The sequence below is a fragment of the Streptomyces sp. NRRL S-87 genome (genome assembly GCF_000719335.1).
Classification (GTDB): domain Bacteria; phylum Actinomycetota; class Actinomycetes; order Streptomycetales; family Streptomycetaceae; genus Streptomyces.
This window is the reverse complement of sequence record NZ_JOGB01000026.1, coordinates 1-21,613: the sequence shown is the minus strand read 5'-3', so window position 1 is coordinate 21,613 and position 21,613 is coordinate 1. Positions and strand designations below refer to the sequence as shown.

Annotated in this window: 19 protein-coding genes and 1 pseudogene; 10 read left to right on the top strand and 10 right to left on the bottom strand. The window is 74.6% G+C overall.

Going from position 1 to position 21,613, the window contains the following annotated elements:
• Positions 1-77: 77 nt before the first annotated feature.
• The 5 genes from IF43_RS0118135 to IF43_RS0118115 all read right to left on the bottom strand — a co-directional run bounded on the left by IF43_RS0118135 (position 78) and on the right by IF43_RS0118115 (position 3,914).
• Complete coding sequence (locus tag IF43_RS0118135) at positions 78-494, bottom strand: hypothetical protein (RefSeq protein WP_037889068.1); 417 nt, start codon at positions 492-494, stop codon at positions 78-80.
• Positions 473-766, bottom strand: a complete 294-nt coding sequence (locus tag IF43_RS36565) for a hypothetical protein (protein WP_037889066.1) — start codon at positions 764-766, stop codon at positions 473-475. The genes IF43_RS0118135 and IF43_RS36565 overlap by 22 nt, the downstream gene beginning before the upstream one ends.
• 70 nt (positions 767-836) lie before the next feature.
• Positions 837-1,742, bottom strand: a complete 906-nt coding sequence (locus IF43_RS0118125) for a LysR family transcriptional regulator (RefSeq protein ID WP_030201391.1) — start codon at positions 1,740-1,742, stop codon at positions 837-839.
• Between the two features lie 213 nt (positions 1,743-1,955).
• Positions 1,956-2,801: a DMT family transporter gene (locus IF43_RS0118120; RefSeq protein WP_107048521.1), complete on the bottom strand. Its 846-nt coding sequence runs from the start codon at positions 2,799-2,801 to the stop codon at positions 1,956-1,958.
• Positions 2,802-2,948: 147 nt separating this feature from the next.
• A complete protein-coding gene (locus tag IF43_RS0118115) occupies positions 2,949-3,914 on the bottom strand; it encodes an EamA family transporter (protein ID WP_030201377.1) in 966 nt (321 codons plus the stop codon).
• Between the two features lie 136 nt (positions 3,915-4,050).
• Here IF43_RS0118115 and IF43_RS0118110 point away from each other — a divergent pair, with 136 nt between their 5' ends.
• Positions 4,051-4,557 carry a MarR family winged helix-turn-helix transcriptional regulator gene (locus IF43_RS0118110; protein ID WP_030201373.1) on the top strand — a complete coding sequence of 169 codons (507 nt, stop codon included), beginning with the start codon at positions 4,051-4,053 and terminating at the stop codon, positions 4,555-4,557.
• A gap of 153 nt (positions 4,558-4,710) precedes the next feature.
• Here IF43_RS0118110 and IF43_RS0118105 read toward each other — a convergent pair whose 3' ends face one another.
• From IF43_RS0118105 to IF43_RS36560, 3 genes are all read right to left on the bottom strand, one after another.
• The gene (locus tag IF43_RS0118105; RefSeq protein WP_030201370.1) at positions 4,711-4,950 is read right to left on the bottom strand and encodes a hypothetical protein; all 240 of its coding nucleotides are present in this window, start codon (positions 4,948-4,950) and stop codon (positions 4,711-4,713) included.
• Positions 4,951-5,072: 122 nt separating this feature from the next.
• The gene (locus tag IF43_RS0118100) at positions 5,073-7,250 is read right to left on the bottom strand and encodes a 4-alpha-glucanotransferase (RefSeq protein ID WP_030201368.1); all 2,178 of its coding nucleotides are present in this window, start codon (positions 7,248-7,250) and stop codon (positions 5,073-5,075) included.
• Positions 7,251-7,273: 23 nt separating this feature from the next.
• The gene (locus tag IF43_RS36560) at positions 7,274-7,555 is read right to left on the bottom strand and encodes a hypothetical protein (protein WP_037889064.1); all 282 of its coding nucleotides are present in this window, start codon (positions 7,553-7,555) and stop codon (positions 7,274-7,276) included.
• 349 nt (positions 7,556-7,904) lie between these two features.
• Here IF43_RS36560 and IF43_RS0118090 point away from each other — a divergent pair.
• Positions 7,905-9,953 (top strand): annotated as a pseudogene (locus IF43_RS0118090) (beta-N-acetylglucosaminidase domain-containing protein); the annotation flags it as partial.
• A gap of 353 nt (positions 9,954-10,306) precedes the next feature.
• Here IF43_RS0118090 and IF43_RS0118085 read toward each other — a convergent pair.
• A complete protein-coding gene (locus tag IF43_RS0118085; RefSeq protein WP_030201363.1) occupies positions 10,307-10,813 on the bottom strand; it encodes a carboxymuconolactone decarboxylase family protein in 507 nt (168 codons plus the stop codon).
• A gap of 183 nt (positions 10,814-10,996) precedes the next feature.
• Here IF43_RS0118085 and IF43_RS0118080 point away from each other — a divergent pair, with 183 nt between their 5' ends.
• A complete protein-coding gene (locus IF43_RS0118080) occupies positions 10,997-11,932 on the top strand; it encodes an RNA polymerase sigma-70 factor (protein ID WP_030201360.1) in 936 nt (311 codons plus the stop codon).
• Positions 11,933-12,021: 89 nt separating this feature from the next.
• On the opposite strand, the gene IF43_RS0118075 is transcribed toward IF43_RS0118080, so the two are convergent.
• Positions 12,022-12,552, bottom strand: coding sequence for an HNH endonuclease (locus IF43_RS0118075; RefSeq protein WP_030201358.1), 531 nt, complete (start codon positions 12,550-12,552; stop codon positions 12,022-12,024).
• Positions 12,553-12,810: 258 nt separating this feature from the next.
• Between IF43_RS0118075 and IF43_RS0118070 the strand changes: the two genes are divergently transcribed.
• From IF43_RS0118070 to IF43_RS0118040, 7 genes are all read left to right on the top strand, one after another.
• Positions 12,811-13,911 (top strand): mechanosensitive ion channel family protein, encoded by a 1,101-nt coding sequence (locus tag IF43_RS0118070; protein WP_030201356.1) that lies wholly within the window; start codon positions 12,811-12,813, stop codon positions 13,909-13,911.
• 191 nt (positions 13,912-14,102) lie between these two features.
• Positions 14,103-15,344 (top strand): ROK family transcriptional regulator, encoded by a 1,242-nt coding sequence (locus tag IF43_RS0118065; protein WP_030201353.1) that lies wholly within the window; start codon positions 14,103-14,105, stop codon positions 15,342-15,344.
• Positions 15,345-15,475: 131 nt separating this feature from the next.
• Positions 15,476-16,810, top strand: coding sequence for an ABC transporter substrate-binding protein (locus IF43_RS0118060; protein WP_030201351.1), 1,335 nt, complete (start codon positions 15,476-15,478; stop codon positions 16,808-16,810).
• 6 nt (positions 16,811-16,816) lie between these two features.
• Positions 16,817-17,839 carry a carbohydrate ABC transporter permease gene (locus tag IF43_RS0118055; RefSeq protein ID WP_078910269.1) on the top strand — a complete coding sequence of 341 codons (1,023 nt, stop codon included), beginning with the start codon at positions 16,817-16,819 and terminating at the stop codon, positions 17,837-17,839.
• 4 nt (positions 17,840-17,843) lie between these two features.
• A complete protein-coding gene (locus IF43_RS0118050) occupies positions 17,844-18,755 on the top strand; it encodes a carbohydrate ABC transporter permease (RefSeq protein WP_030201342.1) in 912 nt (303 codons plus the stop codon).
• A gap of 12 nt (positions 18,756-18,767) precedes the next feature.
• On the top strand, positions 18,768-20,042 hold the full coding sequence (locus IF43_RS0118045) for a 6-phospho-beta-glucosidase (RefSeq protein WP_030201339.1): 1,275 nt from the start codon (positions 18,768-18,770) through the stop codon (positions 20,040-20,042).
• Entirely contained in the window at positions 20,033-21,085 is a 1,053-nt protein-coding gene (locus IF43_RS0118040) for an N-acetylglucosamine kinase (RefSeq protein ID WP_078910268.1), read from the top strand. Before IF43_RS0118045 ends, IF43_RS0118040 begins: the two co-directional genes overlap by 10 nt.
• Positions 21,086-21,613 lie beyond the last annotated feature (528 nt).

Genomic DNA, 21,613 nt, shown 5'->3' with positions numbered 1-21,613 from the left:
GCTCCTGACCCCGGTCGGGTAGAACCGGTGCCCCGGTCCGCTCTGCGCAGCGGGCCGGGGCACCGGCGCACCGCGGGTCAGACGCCGACCAGGGTGACGCGATCGCCGCACAGTCGTGCCATGCCGTCCACGTCGGACGTGAGCATGAGCAGGGGACCGGGCTGGTGCAGCGTGGTCACGGCGACCATGGCGTCGATCGCGTACTTGTGTCCGTGCAACCCGGTGGCGCTCAGCAGGTCGGCCGCCTCGCGGAACCACTCGACGGTCATCGGCTTGATGTCGAGCTGGGAGAGCACGAACTCCCAGTGCGCCCGCTTCACCCCGGCGTGGTACGCCTCGACCAGCGTGACACCGCTCACCACGACGTTCGCCTCACGCCGGCGCGCGTAGTCGACGCGGTTGACCACGGGCCGGTGTCGGGCGAGGTACTGGGAGAGTCCCTCGCTGTCCAGGACCAGCGTCCCGCCCGACGTCAGCTTGCGGCGCGTTGCCACCTGGCCTCCGCCTCCTCGGCGCGCGCCCACTCCTCGGCGGCCTCCTCGCGCTCGGTTCCGGTGAAGGCCCCGAACTCCTCCTCGTACTCGGCGATGTACGCCTCCATCGCCTTGTGCCTCAGCTGCTGCTCGACGGCCGAGGCCACGAAGGCGGAGACGCCACGGGCTCCGACGGCCTCCCTGAGGGCGTGCACGGTGCCTTCGGGGAGCGACACGCTGATGACCTTCGCGGGCCCCTCGCCGAGACCCGGAGGGGTGGGCTCTGCATCCATGTCCCCGAGATTAGCAATCCTTTTGCCAAACAGGTATCCGGGTATCCGGGGCGCCGATTCCGCACGTCACTCACGGGGCGGACGTCGCCGCGGTGCGCAGGGCGGCGAGTACCCGTCCCGTCGCCGGCGCGGAGACGGCACCCCGCCGTGTGGCGGCGATGACGTGCCGGGTGGGCCGATCGTGCGGAAGGCCCCGCACCACGACGCCGGCCCCCGCCCTCGCCCGCGCCATCCGCGGGATCAGCGCCACCCCCATCCCCGCCTCGACCAGCGCGAGGATCGCGGTCCACCCGGCGGCGGAGTGGGCCTGCTCGGGCACGAACCCGGCGGCCTCGCACGCGGTCCGGGTGATCTCGGACCAGGGCCCGGAGCCCCCGAAGATCCACGGCTCGGCGGACAGGTCCGCCAGCCGCAGCTCGGGCACCTCGGCGAGCGCGTGGCCGGGCGGCAGGGCCACGTCGAGCGGGTCCTCCAGCAGCGGCACCCGCGTGAAGCGGGCGTCCGCCCCCGACGGCGCGTGCGCCGCGAGCGAGAGCGCCAGGTCCACCTCGCCGGCGGCGAGCAGCTCGTACGACTCGGCCGCCTCGGCCTCCCGCACCCGCAGTTCGAGGGCCGGGTGCGAGCGCCGCAGGGCCCGTACGGCCGGCACGACCAGGGCCGGCACGGCGGTGGAGAAGGCGGCGATGCGGACCCGGCCGGCCTCCCCCTGGGCGTAGCCGGCGAGTTCGGCGTCGGCGGACTCCAGCTGCGCGAAGACGGCTTCGGCGTGCCGCAGGACCAGATGGGCGGCTCCCGTCAGCCGGACCCGGCGCCCGTGCGCCTCCAGCAGCGGCACGCCGAGCTGCTTGGAGAGGTTCGACAGCTGCTGCGAGACGGCCGAGGGCGTCATCAGGAGCGTCTCCGCCGTCGCGGTGACGGTGCCGCGTTCGGCGAGCGTGCGCAGGATGCGGAGCTTTCTGAGGTCCCACTCGGTCATGGCCCGCAACCTACCTGCGCACCGGGCGACTTCGGGCCGCCTCCGCCGACGGGGACGCGGGGGGCGGGCGGCGGTCCCGGATCAGGGAAGCATGCGGTCCCGACCCGGGCTTCGTGGGGCCGTCCCGTGGTGTGTGGGTCCCCTCGCCTCTTGGGGCGTCCCCACACACCACGGGACGGCCCGACAAGCCGGGGCAGGCCGGCGTCGGCCGTGTCAGCGGCGGGCGCCCAGGGTGACCCCGCCCAGGATCAGCGCCATGCACACCAGCTGGAGCGGCCCCGTGGTCTCGCCCAGCAGCGCGAGGGACAGCAGCGCGACGCAGACCGGCTGGAGGTAGTAGACGACCCCGGCGCGGGCCGCGCCGATCAGGGAGATCGCCTTGTTCCAGGCGAAGAAGGCGACGGCGGAGGAGAAGACGCCGACGTAGAGCAGCGGCCCGACCGTGCCCGAGGTTGCCGCGAAGCCGCCCTGCAGCGCCAGCGAGACCGCGTACGCCGGGGCCAGCATCAGCGCGCCCAGCACGAAGGTGGTGAACAGGAAGGCCGTCCCGTCGAGTTCGGCCGGCTTGCGCCGCAGCAGCGCGCTGTACGAGGCGAACGCCAGCGCGGCCGCGAACATCCACAGGTCGCCCGTGGCGAGGTCGAGGTTCACCGAGCCCCTGCCGACCAGCAGCAGCACGCCGAGGGCGGCGACCAGCAGTCCGGCTGTGCGGCGGGCGCCGAGCCGTTCGCCGCCGAGACGGGAGAAGACGGCCATGACCACCGGCGAGGCCGCCATGATCATGCCCATGTTGGAGGCGGACGTGGTCAGTCCGGCCTGGTTGACCAAGGTGTTGTAGACGGTGACGCCCAGCAGCGAGGCGAGGGCGACGAAGCCGAGGTGGGCCCGGATCAGGGCCCGCTGCCGCCACGCGGCCCGCGCCCCGAAGGGCGCCACGGCCGCGAGTGCGATGAGCCAGCGCCAGAACGCGCCCTGGACGGGCGGGACGCTGTCGGCGAGCCCGCGGGAGGCGACGAAGCTCCCGGACCACACGACCGTCGCGACCAGTGCCAGGCCCACGCCGAGCCCGGCGGCCGCCGGGCGGCCGCCGGCGGGTCCCGGCCGGGCGGGTGCCTGCTGCGGTGCGGTGCTGGTCCGGTCCGTGACGGCCACGGCTGTCGCCTGCCCTTCTCCCGTGGGGGATGGTGTGCTCGGTGGGTGGTGGACCTACCGTCGCACTGCGGCATCCGTGAGGTCCATCGAAAACTTTCGATCGTTCTGTTCAGTTGAACTGAACGATCCGGCGACCGGGACGCTCGGGCTCGACTTCGGCCGCGACGCCGCCCCCGCCGCCAGCTGGCCCGCCACGGTCGCACCGAAGGCCACCGCCATCCCGGCGACCTGTACGGGGGACAGCGCCTGCCCGAGGGCCGCCCACCCGATCACGGCGGCGGTCAGCGGCGAGAGCGGGCCGAGCAGGGTCACGGAGGTGGCGGTCAGCCGACCGATGCCGCGGAACCAGAGCCAGTACGCGACCGCGGTGTTGACCAGCGCGAGGTACCCGTACCCGGCCAGGGCGCGGCCGTCCAGCGCGGGCGGCGCCCCCTCCGCGAGGGCGGCGACCGGGAGGACGAGGAGCCCGCCCGCGGTCAGCTGCCAACCCGTGACGGCCAGCGGCCCGGCACCCTCGGGGCGCCCCCAGCGCTTGGTCATCACCGTCCCGGCGGCCATCGAGGCCGAGGAGGCCACCCCGGCCAGCACGCCGACCAGGTCGAGCGCGGCCCCGGCCTTGAGGACCACCATGCTCACCCCGAGCGCCGCGACCACCGCTGCCAGCAGCTGCCGCGGGCGGACCCGCTCCCCCAGCACCACGGTGGCCAGTCCGGCGACGAACAGGGGGCCGGCGGAGCCGAGGACCGCGGCCACGCCGCCCGGCAGCCGGTAGGCGGCCAGGAAGAGCAGCGGGAAGAAGGCGCCGATGTTGAGGGCGCCGAGCACCGCCGACTTCCACCACCAGGCCCCTCTCGGCAGGGTCCGGCTCAGGGCGACCAGCAGCAGTCCGGCGGGCAGGGCCCGCATGACGGCGGTGAACAGCGGGCGGTCGGCCGGCAGGAACTCGGTGGCGACGGCGTACGTGGAGCCCCACGAGACGGGGGCGAGAGCGGTCAGGGCGATGACGGCGGCACGGTTCACGGCAGGACCTCCCCTGGATGTGCGACCCGGTCGGTCGCATGAAAGTAGCTTACTCGCTAATTGCTTAGCTGCAAGCTACTTTCTCGCAAGCAATCTGGCTTGCGGTCCTGCCGCACTCCCTCGGATACTTCCGCCCATGAACGACACACCCCCGCCGGCCCAGGACTCCGTCGACGCGATCCGCACGCAGTGGAACGCGGTACGCCCCGACCTCGACGTCACGCCCATGGGGGTGTTCGGCCGCATCTACCGGATCAGCCGCGCCGTCGGGGACGCGGTGGAGAAGGCGTACTCCCGCTACGGGATCACGCGCGGCGAGTTCGACGTACTGGCCACGCTGCGGCGCTCGGGCGAGCCGTACACGCTCTCGCCGCGGGAGCTCTCGGCCACGCTCATGCTCACCACCGGCGGCATGACCGGGCGGCTGGACAAGCTGGAGAAGGCCGGGCTGCTGCGCCGCAGCCCCGACCCCCACGACCGACGCGCGCTCCAGGTGACGCTGACGGAGCGGGGGTTCGAGCTGATCGAGCAGGCGCTGGTGGCGGGCCTGGAGGTCCAGTACGAGGCGCTGGCCGGGCTCGACGCGGACGAGGTCGAGCTGCTGACCGGGCTGCTGCGCAAGCTGCTGGGCCAGGTGGCGTGACGCGGCGCCGCCCCGACCGCCGGGGACGGCGACGGGGCGGCGGACGGCAACCGGGCGAAGGATGACAAACGGGGCGCCCCGGTCCGTACGTCGTCGACGTACGGACCGGGGCGCCCCGGCGCGTCAGGGGACCCGGGGGTCCCGGCCGCGGGCTCAGCCCTGCGGGGCCTGCTTGCGGGACTTGTCGAGGACCATCACGAGGCCCGCGATGATCGCGAACAGGGCGATGGGGGTCACGACGTAGAGACCCACGGTCTCGCCCACGCTGAGCCCCGGGCCCGGGTCGTCACCGTCGTCGCGAACGACCGCGAGCGCGGGAGACGTCATGAGCAGCATCATCAGCGTCGATCCGGCCGCGACGGCACCGGCGCGCAGAGCGTTCTTCTTGTCCACGGTGCAAACGTATCCAACACACAATCCGACCGCGCGTCCGGGGGTGCCGTATGGGGGTCCGGCCCGGCCGGAACGGCCGTCGGTCGGGCCGGGAGTGCGGGCGGGCCGGGCGGGCGCGGTCCCTAGCGGGTGCCGGCGCGGACCGCCTCCAGCAGGGCGTTCAGGCGCGGCGAGGCGGTCAGGTCCTCCAGGGCCAGGGGGCGGCCGTCGGGGCCGGCCACCGGCAGGCGCCAGTTGGGGTACTCGTCCCACGTGCCGGGCAGGTTCTGCGGGCGCCGGTCCCCCACGCCGTCCGGCAGCCAGATCCCCACCAGACGGGCGGGGGTGCGCAGCAGGAAGGCGTACAGCGCCCGTACGGCCGCCTCCTCGCCCTTGGTGTCGAGGCCGAGCCGCTCCAGCGTGGTCAGCCACTCCGCCGTCTCGGCGGCGTCCGCGGCCCGCTCCTCGTCGGCCGGCCGGGTCAGCAGCCCGAGCCGGTGGCGCAGTTCGACGTGTTCGCCGCTGAGCCGGGCCGCGCTGGGCGGCAGGTCGTGGGTGGTGGCGGTGGCCAGGCAGTCGGACCGCCAGCGCCCGGGTGGCAGCGGCAGCCCGTCACCGGCCCAGTCCCGCTCGAACCACAGCACCGACGTGCCGAGGACGCCGTGCCGGGCCAGCGTGCGGCGGACCGCGGGCTGGACCGTGCCGAGGTCCTCGCCGATGACGACGGCGCCCGCGCGGTGGGCTTCCAGGACGAGGACGGCGAGCATCGCCTCGGCGTCGTACGCGACGTACGTGCCCTCGGTGGGCGGTCGGCCGGCCGGCACCCACCAGAGCCGGAACAGGCCCATGACGTGGTCGATGCGCAGCGCGCCCGCGTGCCGGAACAGGCCGCGCAGCAGGCCCCGGTACGGGGCGTAGCCGGCGGCGGCCAGGGCGTCGGGCCGCCACGGGGGCAGGCCCCAGTCCTGGCCCCGGGCGTTGAAGGCGTCGGGCGGGGCGCCGACCGACATGCCCGCGGCGAACGCCTCCGGACGGGCCCAGGCGTCGGCTCCTTCCGGGTGCACGCCGACGGCGAGGTCGTGCACGAGCCCCAGCGGCATCCCGGCCTCGCGGGCGGCCCGCTGGGCGGTGGCGAGCTGGCCGTCCGTCAGCCAGGCCAGCCACCGGTGGAAGTCGACCCGGGCGGGGTCCTCCGCCCGGCCCTCGGCGAGGGCGCACCAGCGGGCGTGCGCGGTGAGGTCCGGGCCCTGTTCGGCCAGGAAGGCCTCGAAGGCCGCTGCGCGGCCCGGGGCCCGCGGGACGGCGTACAGCACTTCCAGGGCCTGGCGCTTCAGCTCCCAGACGGCGTCCCGGTCGATGAGCGCGCCCTTGACGAGCACTTCCTCGCGCAGCGCGGCGGCGCGGGCCGCCAGGGCGTCGAGCGCGGTCCGGTCGGCGGGGGCGGCGTACGCGTGCTCGGGGACGTCCTCGACCCGCAGGTGCACCGGATCCGGGAAGCGGCGCGAGGAGGGGCGGTACGGGGACGGGTCGGTGGGCGTGCCGGGGACCGCCGAGTGGAGCGGGTTGACCTGGACGAAGCCGGCGCCGTGCGTGCGGCCCGCCCAGGCGGCGAGCTCGGCGAGGTCGGCGAGGTCGCCCATGCCCCAGGAGCGGTGCGAGAGGAGGGAGTACAGCTGCACGAGGAGCCCGTGCGCGCGCCGCGGCGGCTCGGGCGCCCGCTCCGGCGCCACCACCAGGACGGCCTCTCCGGCCCGCCCGTCCGGTCCGGCCGCGTGCACCCGGTGCACCCCGAGCGGCAGCCGACGCCCGGCTCCGGGCTCGGCTCCGGGCTCGGTTCCGGGCTCGGTTCCGGGCGGGAGGGGGGCGGCCGCCGGGGCGGCCCCGCCCGCGTCCGTCACCGTCCACTCCAGGCGGCCGCCCTCCTCCAGGTCCACCACCACCCGTGTGCCGGGCGGGAGTCCGGCGAGGGCGGGCGGTACGGCGGCCGTGGTGTCCGGGGTACGGGCCGGGGTGGGGGCCGCGGGGGTGGCCGGGGCCGTGCGGGTGCCCGGGGCGGCCGGCCGCGCCCGTGCGGGGTCATCGCCGGTGCGCGGGAGGGCGGACAGGGGGACCCAGTGGACCACCGTAGGCGGCAGCAGCGAGGCCGCCGTGCAGTCGGCGGCCGCCAGGGCGGCCTCGACGGCCTGCGGTGTGGACGCGTCCACGCCCAGGGCGGCCAGGACCGCGACGACCGTGGCGTCCGCCACGGGCACGGTCACGCCGTGGGAGGGCTCGTACGAGGTGGCGACTCCGTGAGCGGCGGCGAGCCGGGCAAGGCCCATCGGGTTCCCTTCAGGTGTTCGTCCTAGGTGGTCGCCGCCCCCTGGTCGGCGGCCGCGCCGGGGGCGGTCGGCTCGCTGGTCAGCGGGGCCCGACCGGTGAGCGGCGGCTCGCTGGTGAGGGGGGCGGCGTCGGCGAGCGGCGGTTCGCTCGTCAGGGGCGGCGGCGGCGCCTGCCGCGGGAGGTGCCAGGGCGCGAGGGGGGTCCGGGGGGTCCCGGGGGCCCGGGAGGTCCCGGAGTTCAGGTCCGTCCCGCCCGTCCCCTCGGGTATGGCCCGGTCGTGGGTGACTCGCGTCCTCGCGGACATGGGGCGCACTCCTTCGTGCCGCGTCGTCTCGCCGCCGTCCCGCACCGGGACGCCGCTGTTCCGCTGTTCCGCGTTCCGCCGCGCGCGGGATCCCGTACCGGAATCCCGTGCCGAATCGGAACATCGCAGCCCTACCCACCCCACCGCGGCGCATTCCTGCAGTCCGGGCGAAGGGCCACGAAAGGATCTTGGGGCATAACGGTCACAACGGCCACGGGCGTTGACACCTCAGCCGCACGGGTGGTGGGCTCGGGCTCATCCGTACGAGCGGGGGGACGACGCGAGACCAGGAGGAGGCCCAGTGCCGCTGAGGGGCAAGAAGGGCGCCACGGCCGTGGCCATCGCCGTCATGGGCGGGCTGCTGGCCATACCCGGCGCCGTGCGCGCGGGATCCGCGGCCCTGGAGGGCACCCCGGTGGGGCAGGCCGACGGCCCGACGCAGGGTCAGCCGACCCCGCAGGCGCTGGAGCAGACGCACCCTCCGGTCCCGGGCCAGCCCACGGCCCCGGTGGCCCCGCCCGCGGCGGTCGCGCCGGGCACCGCCAAGGCCGCCGGCCGCGTGCCCGAGCAGCGCAGGACGGGCGCCCTGCCCGCGGTCTGGCCCCGGCCGCAGTCCGCGGCCCCCGCGGGCGCCGGCATACGCCTGGGCGCCGAGGCCGTGTTCGTACGCCCGGCCGCGGCCGATCCGTACGCGCTCGACCTGGTCCGTACGGTCCTGCGCACGGCCGGCGTACGCACCCTGCACGAGGTCGAGCCGGACGCGCCGCTGCCCGCCGGCGGCACCGTCGTCCGCGCCCAGGGCCCCGACGCGGAGCGGGCGCTGCACGCGCTGGGCGCCGCCTCGGCCCGGGACCTGCCGACGGGCGGCTACCGGCTCGCCATCGGCAAGGAGGGCGGTCGGGACACGGTCGCGCTGGTCGGCACGGGAGCGGACGGCCTGTTCCACGCGGCGCAGACGCTGCGTCAGCTGGCCGCCGGTGCCCCGGCGCTGCCGGGCGTCGTGGTGCGCGACTGGCCCGCGACGGCGGTGCGCGGCACGACCGAGGGCTTCTACGGCGAGCCGTGGACCCGGGAACAACGGCTCGCCCACCTCGACTTCATGGGCCGCACCAAGCAGAACCGATACCTCTACGCCCCCGGCGACGACCCGTACCGGGGCGCCCTCTGGCGCGACCCGTACCCGACGGACCAGCAGGAGGACTTCCGGGCGGTGGCCGCCCGGGCCGCCGCCAACCACGTCACCTTCGCCTGGGCGGTGGCACCCGGCCAGACCATGTGCCTGTCCTCCGCCGCGGACCGGCAGGCGCTGCTGGCGAAGCTGGACCGGATGTGGGACCTCGGGGTCCGCGCCTTCCAGCTGCAGTTCCAGGACGTCAGCTACACCGAGTGGCAGTGCGGGTCGGACCCGGACCACTACGGCCGCGGGCCCGAGGCGGCCGCCCGGGCGCACGCCGACCTGGCCGGGGTGGTCGCGTCCCACCTTGCGCTGCGGCACCCGGGCGCGGCCCCGCTCTCGCTGATGCCGACGGAGTTCTACCAGGACGGCTCGACCCCCTACCGCGACGCGCTGGCGCGCGCGCTGGACCCGCGGGTGGAGGTCGCCTGGACCGGGGTGAGCGTGGTGCCGCGGACCATCACCGGGCTGGAGCTGGCCGGTGCCCGGGAGGTCTTCGGACACCCGCTGGTGACCATGGACAACTACCCGGTCAACGACTACGCGCCGGGCCGGCTGTTCTCGGGCCCGTACATCGGGCGCGAGCCGGCGATGGCGGGCGGGTCGGCGGCGCTGCTCACGAACGCGATGCAGCAGGCGGCCGTCTCGCGGATCCCGCTGTTCACGGCGGCCGACTTCGCCTGGAACCCGCGCGCCTACCAGGCGTGGGCCTCGTGGGACGCGGCACTGGACGAGCTGGCGGGCGGCGACGCGCGTGCCCGCGAGGGGCTGCTGGCGCTGGCCGGCAACACGGCGTCCTCGGTGCTGGGCGCGCAGGAGTCTGCGTACCTGCAGCCGCTGCTGGACGGCTTCTGGGCCGCCCGCGAGCGGGCGGACGCGGCCACGCCCGCCGGGCTGAAGGCCCAGGACCTGGCGGCCGACCGGCTGCGGGCGGCGTTCACCGTGATGCGCGAGGTACGGGAGCGGCTGCGCGGGCCGGCGGACGGCACCCTGGCCGAGGAGGCCGGGCCCTGGCTCGACCGGGTGGCCGGGTACGGGGCGGCCGGCGAGCTGGCGGTCGACATGCTGCGGGCGCAGTCGCACGGCGACGCGGCCACGTCCGCGGGGGCCCGGACGGCCTTCGGGCAGGCCCGGCGGAAGCTGGACGCCGACGCGGCCACGGTGGTCGGCAAGGGGGTCCTCGGGCCCTTCCTGGCCCGGGCCGCCCGCGAGGCCAACGCCTGGCGGGCGCCGGTGGGGCCGGGCGCGACGGGGAAGCCGGGGGGTTCTGGGGCGGCTGGGGGGCCCGGGGGGACGTCGCCTTCGGGTACGCCGCACCGCTGACGGCGCCTGTGGGGGGGTGAGACCCGGGGCATCGGAGCGAGGGCGTTCGGGGGGTGGCTTCGCGGGGCCGCCCCGTGGTGTGCGGGTCCCCTCGCCTCTTGAGGCGTCATGGCCTGCAGGCCTCCCCCACGCACCACGGGGCGGCACTCTCGCGAAGCGGGGAGCCGGGTCACCGGTAACGGGCTTTCCGGGCCCGGAGGGGGCGGGCCCCTCCGGGCGGGCCAGAGGGGCGGGCCCCCGGGGTCGGGGCTTCCTCAGCCCGCGACCGCGGCCGCGAACATTCCCGGCTCGTACGAGCCGCCCTTCTGGTGCACGATCACCGCGAGCCGGTTGGCCGCGTTGATCAGGGCGACCAGGCAGACCAGGGCGGCGACCTGGTCGTCGTCGTAGTGCTCGCGCACTGCGGCCCAGGTCTCGTCGGACACCCCCTGGTGGGTGTCGGCGAGCCGGGTTCCCTCCTCGGCGAGCGCCAGCGCGGCGCGCTCGGCCTCGGTGAACACGGTGGCCTCGCGCCAGCCGGCGACCAGGTGGAGCCGGACCGCCTCCTCGCCCGCGGCCGCGGCCTCCTTGGTGTGCATGTCGATGCACCAGCCGCAGCCGTTGATCTGGCTGGCCCGCAGCGACACCAGCTCCTGGGTGGTCCTGGGCAGCGACGACTGGTGGAGCACCATGCCGGTGTTGGCGAACCGCTTGGCGAACCGGGCGGCGACCTCGTTCTCGAACAGGTTGAGCCGGGCGTCCTTCTGCACGTCGACGTTCATGTCTCGTCCTCCCTCGTGGTCTGTTGACGCCCACCAGACGCCGGCCGCGGGTTCCGCGTGACGGGCACTGCGGTGTGACGTGCGCCACGGCCGGGGGATGTCACAGGAGCGCGGGCACCGGCGTCTCGTGCGTAGGTGGCCGTCGGCAGCGGGTCGTCGGCACGGCAGAGGCAGGAGCACCCGATGGACAGCGAGCGCACCCAGGACGCGACCGGTCCGGCCGGCGGCGACGGCGGCACCGATGCCGCCACCGAGGCGTTCGTCGCCCACCGCAACCTGCTGTTCACGGTCGCCTACGAGATGCTCGGCTCGGCCGCGGACGCGGAGGACGTCCTGCAGGAGACCTGGCTGCGCTGGGCGGGGGTCGACCTGGGCACCGTCCGGGACCACCGTGCGTACCTGGTCCGGATCACCACGCGGCAGGCCCTGACCCGGCTGCGGACGCTCGGCCGCCGCAAGGAGTCCTACGTCGGCGAGTGGCTGCCCGAGCCGCTGCTGACCGCCCCGGACGTGGCCGAGGACGTCGAGCTGGCCGACAGCGTCTCGATGGCGATGCTGCTGGTGCTGGAGACCCTCGCCCCGACCGAGCGGGCGGTGTTCGTGCTGCGCGAGGTGTTCGACCTCGGGTACGACGAGATCGCCGAGGCCGTGGAGAAGAGCCCGGCCGCGGTGCGCCAGATCGCGCACCGGGCCCGCAACCACGTCGCCGCGCGGCGGCCGCGCGGGACGGTCTCGCGGAGCCAGGCCCAGAGTGCGCTCGACGCGTTCCTGCGCGCCGCCGACACCGGCGACCTGCAGGGGCTGCTCGACGTCCTCGCCCCCGACGTGGTCTTCCTCGGTGACGGCGGCGGCGTACGGCAGGCCGTCCTCAAGCCGATCGTGGGCGCCGCCAAGGTGGGCCGCCTGGTGGCCGCCGGCATCGGCAACATCAACGCCTCCGGCTGGTCCCTGGCGCCGGCCCAGGTCAACGGCCACCCGGCGCTCCTCGTCACGGCCGACGGCGAGGTCGACACCGTCCTGGCGCTCCGCGTCGCCGACGGCCTCATCACCGGCTTCTACGCCGTCCGCAACCCGGCGAAGCTCACGCACATGCTGAAGGAGACCGCTCTGAGCCGCTGAGCCACGGCTCCCGTGCGAGGACCCCGGGTCCGACCGTCCCGGTGGGGCGGTCGGACCCGGCGTTCCGGGCGTGCGGGGGCCTCCTGCCGTCAGGAGGCCGCGGTGCGCGCCAGGGCGTCCTCGGCGCCGTAGGGCTGGAGGTACGGGAGCCAGCGCGGGTCGCGGTGGCCGGTTCCGATGATCCGCCAGGCCAGCCCTGACGGCGGTTCCGGCTGGTGGCGCAGCCGCCAGCCGAGGTCCACGAGGTGGCGGTCGGCCTTGAGGTGGTTGCAGCGCCGGCAGGCGGCCACCACGTTGTCCCAGACGTGCTGGCCCCCGCGGCTGCGCGGGATCACGTGGTCGACGCTGGTGGCGACGCCGCCGCAGTACATGCAGCGACCGCCGTCGCGGGCGAAGAGGGCACGGCGGGTGAGAGGAACGGGCCCCCGGTAGGGGACCCGCACGAACCTTTTGAGCCGGACCACGCTGGGGGCGGGGACGGCTCTGGTCGCGCTGTGCATGAAGGCGCCGGATTCTTCCAGGGAGACGGCCTTGTTCTCCAGGACGAGGACGAGCGCGCGGCGGAGCGGTACGACGCCGAGGGGCTCGTACGACGCGTTGAGGACCAGGACGTGCGGCACGGACTGCCTCCTTGTACGCCGGCGGCGCGTGGCTCGCGCCGGGACGATCTGCTCTCAGTCTCTCCTTAGTGCTGGTGGAAGCGCCACCACCCGCCCGTAACGGGTCGGGGGTGTTTTCAACCACACCGGATTCATCCCCAGGTGATGCCCGTCTCTCCCTCGAACACGGCAACAGAACCGGGGCGATGCCCCGTTAGTGTGGTTGTGCTGCCCGCCGACCACTTTTTGGGCAGCCCGCTACACCTGGAGGTTCCTGTCGTGTCCTGGCCCGCCCCTCTGCTGGCCCTGACGGCCCCCGAAGCACCGACCACCCTGCAAGAGGCCCACGAGACCGCCACCAGCGCGGCCGGGTACGTGGAGGAGAACTGGGCCAACTGGCTCAACACGGGGCTCAAGATCCTGCTGATCGTGGTGATCGCGGGGGTCCTCCGCTCGGCGATCCGCAAGGCGATCACGAAGCTCATCCACCGCATGAACCGCAGCGCCGAGGCCGTCGAGGGCACCGCGCTGGGCGGCCTGCTGGTCAACGCCGAGCGGCGCCGCCAGCGCTCCGAGGCGATCGGCTCGGTGCTGCGCTCGGTGGCCTCGTTCCTGGTCCTGGGCACCGCCGGCCTGATGGTGCTGGGTGCCCTGCAGATCAACCTCGGCCCGCTGCTGGCCAGCGCCGGTGTGGCGGGTGTGGCCATCGGTTTCGGTGCCCGCAACCTCGTCACGGACTTCCTCTCCGGCGTCTTCATGATCCTCGAGGACCAGTACGGCGTGGGCGACAAGATCGACGCCGGAGTGGCCTCCGGCGAGGTGATCGAGGTCGGACTGCGCGTCACCAAGCTGCGCGGGGACAACGGCGAGATCTGGTACGTGCGCAACGGCGAGGTCAAGCGGATCGGCAACCTGAGCCAGGGCTGGGCCACCGCGGGCGTGGACGTGCAGGTCAAGGCCACCGAGAACCTGACGAAGGTGCGCCGGGTCATCGCCGAGGTGGCCGACGCGATGGCCAAGGAGTCCCCCTGGGACGAGCGCCTGTGGGGCCCGATCGAGGTCCTGGGCCTGGACGAGGTGCTGCTCGCCTCGATGACCGTGAAGGTGACGGCGAAGACGATGCCGGGCCAGCAGTTCGGTGTCGAGCGGGAGCTGCGCTGGCGGATCAAGCAGGCCTTCGACGAGGCGGGCATCCGCATCGTCGGCGGCGCACTGCCGGCGGCCGGGGAGGACGAGGCCCCGGCGCCCGACCCGACCGCGAACGTGGCCGCTCCGTCGGCGCTGGCCAACCCGACCTCGCCGCAGTCGCTGGCGACCGCCCCGATCCCGGCGCCCGCGCCGGCTCCGGCCGCGACCCCCGGGGTGAAGTTCACCAAGTAGGACCCGCAGTCGCTCCGGCGCCCCCGGCACGGCCCTCTCCGGCCGTCCGGGGGCGCCGTCGCGTTTCCGCCCGCCGACCGTTGACGCGCCCCTGAACAGCGTCGTAGGTTGCTCCGCAAGCCGATAGGAAACTTTCCTAACAGTCAACAAGGGCCGCCGCCCCGGCCGGCCCCGGCACCGAGGAGCCCCCCATGGCCGGTACGACCCCGGGCACCCCCGGCACCCCCCGGGTCCTGCGCGCCATGAACGACCGGGCCGCGCTGGACCTGCTGCTGGAGCACGGGCCCCTGTCCCGCACCCGGATCGGCCGACTGACCGGGCTGTCCAAGCCCACCGCGTCGCAGCTCCTGGCCCGCCTGGAGGCCGCCGGGCTGGTGGTCGCCACCGGCACCGACGCCGGCCGTCCCGGCCCCAGCGCCCAGCTGTACGCCCTCAACGCCGGTGCGGCCCACGTGGCCGGCCTCGACGTGACGCCCGAGCGGATCCTGGCGGCGGTGGCCGACCTCGCCGGCCGTACCGTCGGCCGCTTCGAGCTCCCCTCGCCCACCCGCCGGAGCGCGGGCGCGCCCGGTGCGGTGGAGCGGGTCGTGGCCGCCCTCGACGGCGCGGTCAAGGCGGCCGGCCTGGTCCGCTCGGACGTGCACCGCGTGGTCATCGGCACCCCCGGCGCCTTCGACCCGCGCACCGGGCAGCTCCGGTACGCCAGCCACCTGCCCGGCTGGCACTCGGGCACCCTGCTCGACGAGCTGGCCGCGGTGCTGCCGGTGCCGGTCGAGTACGAGAACGACGTCAACCTCGCCGCGGTCGCCGAACAGCGCCTGGGTGCCGCCCGCGGCCACGACGACTTCGTCCTGCTGTGGAACCAGGAGGGCATCGGCGCGGCCCTGGTCCTCGGCGGCCGGCTGCACCGCGGCTGGACCGGCGGCGCGGGCGAGGTCGGCTTCCTCCCGGTGCCCGGTACGCCCCTGGTGCGGCACGTGACCCGGGTCGGCTCCGGCGGGTACCAGGAGCTGGCCGGCGTACAGCGGCTGCCGGAGCTGGCGCGCGGCCTCGGCGTCACGGACCCGCCGCCCCCCGCGACCGGGGCCGGACGCGACCCGCACCTCGGGCCGGCCGTGGCGCTGCTCGAGCGGGCCGCGGGGGCGCAGGAGGGCCCGTACCGGCGGCTGCTGGAGGCGTACGCGACCGCGCTGGCCACCGGTCTGGCCTCGATCGTCGCCGTGCTGGACCCCGAGGTCGTCGTGCTGTCCGGCGCCGCCGTCACCGCGGGCGGCGAGGCGCTGCGCGAGCTGGTCGAGGCCGAGCTCGCGGAGCTGGCCGCGGCGCGGCCGCGGCTGGTCATCGGCGAGGTCCAGGAGGAGCCGGTGCTGCGCGGCGCGCTGGAGAGCGCGCTGGCCGCCACCCGGGACGAGGTCTTCGACACCTCGCGCTGAGTCCGCCACCCGCCCGAAGGCCGCGTCCGCCACCCGTCCGAAGGCCGCGTCCGCCACCCGTCCCAAGAAGGAAGCACCCCCGCACGACCGCACCTCGAACGTCCCCGATCCCCGCCCCAGGGAGTCTTGTCATGCCCCGCACATACAGGGCGGCCTGCGCCGCCGCAGCAGCCGCCGCGATATCCCTGCTCGCCTCCGCGTGTACCGGCCAGGGTCCGAGCCGGGCCCAGGACGACCCCACCAAGGACGTCACCATCACCTTCTGGCACGGCTGGAGCGCCCCCGGCGAGGTGAAGGCGATCCAGGAGAACATCGCCCGCTTCGAGAAGGCCCACCCCAACATCCACGTCAGGGCCACCGGCAACATGACGGACGACAAGATCAACCAGTCGCTGCGGGCAGGCGGCGACAAGGCGCCCGACGTGGTCTCCTCCTTCACCACCGACAGCGTCGGGAAGTTCTGCTCCTCGGGCGCCTTCGTCGACCTGAACCCCTTCCTCGCGAAGTCCGGGATCGACAAGACGGCGCTCTTCCCCAAGCCGCTGTTGGACTACACCCAGTTCAAGGGCGACCAGTGCACCCTGCCGCTGCTCAACGACGCGTACGGGCTGTACTACGACAACGACGCCTTCAAGGCCGCCGGCATCACCGGCCCCCCGAAGACCTGGAGCCAGTTCACCGAGGTCGCCAAGCGGCTCACGAAGCCGAAGGGCGACACGTACGAGCGGCTCGGCGTCATGCCCGTCTTCCACGGCTACGAGACCACGCCGATGCGCCTGGCCGCCCAGTGGAGCCCCACCTACTTCGGCGCCGACGGGACGTCGAACCTCGCGGCGGACCCGGCCTTCGCGAAGATGCTCACCTATCAGAAGGGCCTGGTCGAGGCGCTCGGCGGCTACCGGAAGCTGGAGAAGTACCGGGCCGGCTTCGGTGACGAGTGGGGCGCCGAGCACCCCTTCCACCTCGGCAAGGTCGCCATGCAGATCGACGGCGAGTGGCGGGGCGCGATGGCGCGGGAGGCGGGGGCGAAGTTCGACATCCGCACCGCGCCGCTGCCCGTCCCCGACGACCGGATCGGCGACTACGGCAAGGGCTACCTGTCCGGCACGATCGTCGGCATCGCCGCCACCAGCGCCAGGCAGAACGCGGCCTGGGAGCTGGTGAAGTACCTGACCACCGACACGGACGCGGTGGTGTCCTTCGCCAACGCCATCCACAACGTGCCCTCCACGCTGCCCGCGCTGGCGTCCCCGAAGCTCAAGGTCGACCCGGGCTTCCGCACGTTCCTGGACATCGCCCGGCACCCGAAGTCCAACACCACCCCGGCCCAGGCCGACGGCGGCACGTACCAGCTGACCTTCCAGGAGTTCGCCTACCGGGTCGAGAAGGGCGCGGTGCCGGACCTGGCCGCGGGACTGGCCGCGACGGCCGCCCAGATCGACACCGACATCGCGAAGGCGAAGTAGCCCCTGATGGCCGCGCACTCCCCCGCGCACTCCCCTGCGGGCACCGCCCCGGACACCGCCCTCGACGCCGCCCCGAACCCGGCCCTGGACGCCGCCCCCGCGCTGCGGGCCAAGCGGCGGCGGGCGGCCCTGCGTACGGCGGCGTTCCTGTCCCCCTGGCTGGTGGGCTTCGGCGTGTTCTTCGCCTACCCGCTCGTCTCGACCGTCTACTTCTCCTTCATGGACTACGACGGCATCCGGCCTCCGGTCTTCGGCGGGGCGGCGAACTGGTCGTACGTCTTCACCGACTACCCGCTGTTCTGGCCGGCGCTGCGCAACACCCTGTGGCTGGTCCTGGTCATGGTGACCTGCCGCGTGGTGTTCGGGCTGGGCGTCGGCCTGCTCGTCACGAAGATCAAGACCGGTACGGGGCTCTTCCGCACCCTCTTCTACCTGCCGTACCTCGCCCCGCCGGTGGCGGCCACGCTCGCCTTCGTCTTCCTGCTCAACCCCGGCACCGGCCCTGCGAACTCGCTGCTGGAAGCGGTCGGCCTGCCGGCGCCCGGCTGGTTCACGGACCCGGACTGGTCCAAGCCCGCGCTCACACTGCTGGTGCTGTGGGGCATCGGCGACCTGATGGTGATCTTCATGGCGGCGCTGCTCGACGTACCGAAGGAGCAGTACGAGGCGGCCGAGCTGGACGGCGCCGGGCCCTGGCAGCGCTTCCGGCACATCACCCTGCCGAACATCTCGCCCATCGTGATGTTCGCCGTCGTCACCGGAGTCATCCAGACCATGCAGTGCTACACCCAGCCGCTGGTGGCGGGAAAGGTCGCGGCCGGCGTGATCGGCGGCTCGGGCCAGCAGTTCGAGCCCGGCTACCCCGAACGCTCCACGCTGACCCTGCCCCAACTGGTCTACAACCTGGGCTTCCAGCGCTTCGACTACGGCTCGGCGTGCGTGGTCGCGCTCGTGCTCTTCGTCCTGGCGATGGCGTTCACCGCGCTGCTGATGCGGCGCAGCGGCGGACTGGTAGGGGCGGGTGACTGAGGCGATGGCGACCGTACTGAGCCGTACCCCGGGGAGCGCGGCGACCGCGAAGGACCCGAAGGGCGTCCCGGGCCCCGCCCGGGTCGCGCGCCGCAAGGCCCTGCTGCACTGGGTCGCCGTGCACGCGCTCGGCGTCGCGGCCGCGCTGTTCTTCGTGCTGCCCTTCGTGTTCCTCTTCCTGACCTCGGTGATGAGCGACCGGCAGGCCCTGACCCGGGACCTGTGGCCGCACACCTGGGAGTGGGGCAACTACGCGAAGGTGTGGGCCGTGCCCGGCTTCCTGACGTGGTGGCGCAACACCCTGCTGTACGCGGGCCTCGGCACGCTGCTGACCGTGGTCTCGTCCGTGCCGGTCGCGTACGCCCTCGCCAAGTTCCGCTTCCGCGGCCGCAACCTGTCGCTGCTGCTGGTGATCTCGACCATGATGCTGCCGCCGCAGGTGCTGATCATCCCGATGTACCTGTTCTGGGCGCGGCAACTGGGCCTGTCGGGCACGCTGTGGCCGCTGATCGTGCCGCTCGCCTTCGGGGACGCCTTCTCGATCTTCCTGCTGCGGCAGTTCCTGCTGACCATCCCCGACGAGTACCTCGACGCGGCCCGGGTCGACGGCTGCGGCGAACTGCGCACGCTGCTGCGGGTGGTGCTCCCGATGGCCCGCCCGGGCATCGCGGCGGTGGCCCTGTTCCAGTTCTTCACCTGCTGGAACGACTACTTCGGACCGCAGATCTACGCCTCCGAGAACCCCGCGGCGTGGACCCTCAGCTACGGGCTGGAGTCGTTCAAGGGCGCGCACCACACCGACTGGAACCTGACCATGGCCGCGACCGTGCTGGTCATGGCCCCCGTGATCCTCCTCTTCTTCTTCGCCCAGAAGGCGTTCGTCGAGGGTGTCACGCTGACCGGAGTGAAGGGCTGAGGAGGCCGTCACATGAAGCTGACCGTGGTGGGGGGCGGCTCCACCTACACCCCCGAGCTGATCGACGGGTTCGCGCGGCTCCGCGACACCCTCCCGATCACCGAGCTCGTCCTGGTCGACCCGGCCGAGGAACGGCTCGGCCTCGTCGCCGGGCTGGCCCGGCGGATCTTCGCCCGGCAGGGGCACCCGGGGCGGATCACCGCCACCGTCGACCTCGACGCGGCCGTGGCGGGGGCGGACGCCGTGCTGCTCCAGCTGCGGGTGGGCGGGCAGGCGGCGCGCGAGAAGGACGAGACCTGGCCGCTGGAGTGCGGCTGCGTCGGCCAGGAGACCACCGGCGCGGGCGGACTGGCCAAGGCCCTGCGCACCGTGCCGGTGGTGCTGGACATCGCCGAACGGGTGCGCCGGGCCGCCCCCGACGCATGGATCATCGACTTCACCAACCCGGTCGGCATCGTCACCCGGGCCCTGCTGACGGCCGGCCACAAGGCGGTCGGGCTGTGCAACGTGGCGATCGGGCTGCAGCGCAAGTTCGCCGCCCTGCTGGGCCTGGCCCCCGCCGAACTGCACCTGGACCACGTCGGGCTCAACCACCTCACGTGGGAGCTGGGGGTGCGCCGCGGCGGCCCCGGCGGCGAGGACCTGCTGCCCGGGCTGCTGGCCGGGCACGGCGCGGCGGTGGCCGCGGACCTGCGGCTGCCGCGGGCCGTGCTGCACGGGCTGGGCGTCGTACCGTCGTACTACCTGCGGTACTACTACCAGCACGACGAGGTCGTACGGGAGCTGCGGTCCAAGCCGTCCCGGGCCGCCGAGGTGGCCGCCATGGAGCGGGAGCTGCTGGCGCTGTACGGGGACCCGGCGCTGGACGAGAAGCCTGCGCTGCTCGCCAAGCGGGGCGGGGCCTTCTACTCGGAGGCGGCCGTCGACCTGGCGGCCGCGCTGCTCGGCGACGGCGCGGGGACCCCCAGCCCCTACCAGGTGGTCAACACCCTCAACGACGGCACGCTGCCGTTCCTCCCCGACGACGCCGTCATCGAGGTGCAGGCCCGGGTGGACGGCACGGGCCCCCGGCCGCTGCCGGTGCCACGGATCGACCCGCTGTACGCCGGCCTGATCGCGAACGTGACGGCGTACGAGGACCTCGCCCTGGACGCGGCGCTGCGCGGCGGCCGGGAACGCGTCTTCAAGGCCCTCCTCGCCCACCCGCTGATCGGGCAGTTCGAGCGGGCCGAGGCCCTGACCGACCGCCTGCTCGCCCACAACAAGGAGCACCTGGCATGGGCGTGACGACCGACCGGGCGGGCAGCGTCGTGGTGGACGGGCCCGCCCCCGGCGCCCGCCCCCTCCCCTTCCTCCTCGCTGTCGACGCGGGCAACAGCAAGACCGACATCGCCCTCGTCGACACCGCCGGCACGGTCCTCGCCACCGGACGCGGGCCCGGCTTCCAGCCGCAGGTCACCGGCATCGCGGCGGCCTTCGACGCGATCGCGGCCACGCTCGCCGCGACCCGCACCCGGGCCGCGGCAGCCGGCACGCCCCTCGCCGCGACCGCCGCCCACGTGTCGGCCTGCCTCGCCAACGCCGACCTGCCGGTGGAGGAGGCGGCCTTCGCCGCCGAGCTCGGGGAGCGGGCGTGGGGGCGCTCGGTCGAGGTCCGCAACGACACCTTCGCCGTCCTGCGCGCCGGGCTGCCCGCGGGGGCCGAACCGCGCGGGGTGGCCGTCGTGTGCGGGGCGGGCATCAACTGCGTCGGCATGACCCCCGACGGCCGCACCGCCCGCTTCCCCGCACTCGGGCAGATCTCCGGCGACTGGGGCGGCGGGGGCGGCCTCGCGGACGAGGCGCTCTGGTTCGCCGCCCGCGCCGAGGACGGCCGCGGCGAACCGACCGCGCTGGCCCGGGCACTGCCGGAGCACTTCGGGCTGCCGACGATGCCGGCCCTGATCGAGGCCCTGCACCTGGACGGCATCCCGCGCACGCGCCGGCACGAGCTCACGCCGGTGCTCTTCGCGGTCGCCGCCGACGGCGATCCGGTGGCGCTGGCCCTGGTGCACCGCCAGGCCGACGAGGTGGTCGCGATGGCCGCCGTCGCCCTGGACCGCCTGGGGCTGCTGTCCGAAGACGTACCGGTGGTACTGGGCGGCAGCGTCCTGGCGGCCCGCCATCCCCAGCTGCACGACCGCATCGCCGAGCGGCTGGCCGCCCGCGCCCCCCGCGCCCGCCTCACCCTCGTCACGGCCCCACCCGTCCTCGGCGCGGCCCTCCTGGGCCTGGACGCCGTGGCAGCCCCGCCCGAGGCACACGCGACCCTCCGCGCCTACTACGGGTGACGGGGTGCGGGCTTGGGCCGGTGGGCTTGGGCGGTGGGCTTGGGCGGGGGCTTGGGGTCCCGTGGTGTGTGGGTCCCCTCGGCGCTTGACAGGGGCGGCCTGCAGGCCTCCCCCAGCTACCGCTGGGAGGTACCCCCAGCGGCAGGCCCACCCCGGAGGCTTTGGGGCTTCGCCCTGGCCTTCGGCCACCTCCGGCCCGGGCCTGCCTCCGAGCCAGCCTGCCACCCCTGTCAAGCGCCTCCCCCACACACCACGGGACCCACCAGGCACCGCCAAGGAGGCGTGCGGCTATTGCACGCTCCGGCCGAGTCACCAGACCCAACTCATCGCGACCCAACTCATCACGACCCGGGCCGCCCGGGGCCGGTTCGCTGCGGTCCAGGTCACCGTTACGCAGCTCCCGCCGGGCCGGCCCGTGGTGTGTGGGGAAGCCTCTTGAGGCGTCATGGCAGGCTGGTCCGGAGGCAGGCCCGGGCCTGGGGTGGCCGCAGGCCAGGGGCGGAGCCCCCTTGCCCCAGGGGTGGGCCT

Bases quoted from the DNA above. Each gene is read 5' to 3' on its own strand.
- IF43_RS36560 (WP_037889064.1), bottom strand. From the start codon at position 7,555: ATGTCCGCGAGGACGCGAGTCACCCACGACCGGGCCATACCCGAGGGG.
- IF43_RS0118045 (WP_030201339.1), top strand. From the start codon at position 18,768: ATGAAGCTGACCGTGGTGGGGGGCGGCTCCACCTACACCCCCGAGCTG.
- IF43_RS0118085 (WP_030201363.1), bottom strand. From the start codon at position 10,813: ATGAACGTCGACGTGCAGAAGGACGCCCGGCTCAACCTGTTCGAGAAC.
- IF43_RS0118110 (WP_030201373.1), top strand. From the start codon at position 4,051: ATGAACGACACACCCCCGCCGGCCCAGGACTCCGTCGACGCGATCCGC.
- IF43_RS0118080 (WP_030201360.1), top strand. From the start codon at position 10,997: ATGGACAGCGAGCGCACCCAGGACGCGACCGGTCCGGCCGGCGGCGAC.
- IF43_RS0118040 (WP_078910268.1), top strand. From the start codon at position 20,033: ATGGGCGTGACGACCGACCGGGCGGGCAGCGTCGTGGTGGACGGGCCC.
- IF43_RS0118125 (WP_030201391.1), bottom strand. From the start codon at position 1,742: ATGACCGAGTGGGACCTCAGAAAGCTCCGCATCCTGCGCACGCTCGCC.
- IF43_RS0118060 (WP_030201351.1), top strand. From the start codon at position 15,476: ATGCCCCGCACATACAGGGCGGCCTGCGCCGCCGCAGCAGCCGCCGCG.
- IF43_RS0118055 (WP_078910269.1), top strand. From the start codon at position 16,817: ATGGCCGCGCACTCCCCCGCGCACTCCCCTGCGGGCACCGCCCCGGAC.
- IF43_RS0118065 (WP_030201353.1), top strand. From the start codon at position 14,103: ATGGCCGGTACGACCCCGGGCACCCCCGGCACCCCCCGGGTCCTGCGC.
- IF43_RS0118100 (WP_030201368.1), bottom strand. From the start codon at position 7,250: ATGGGCCTTGCCCGGCTCGCCGCCGCTCACGGAGTCGCCACCTCGTAC.
- IF43_RS36565 (WP_037889066.1), bottom strand. From the start codon at position 766: ATGGATGCAGAGCCCACCCCTCCGGGTCTCGGCGAGGGGCCCGCGAAG.
- IF43_RS0118050 (WP_030201342.1), top strand. From the start codon at position 17,844: ATGGCGACCGTACTGAGCCGTACCCCGGGGAGCGCGGCGACCGCGAAG.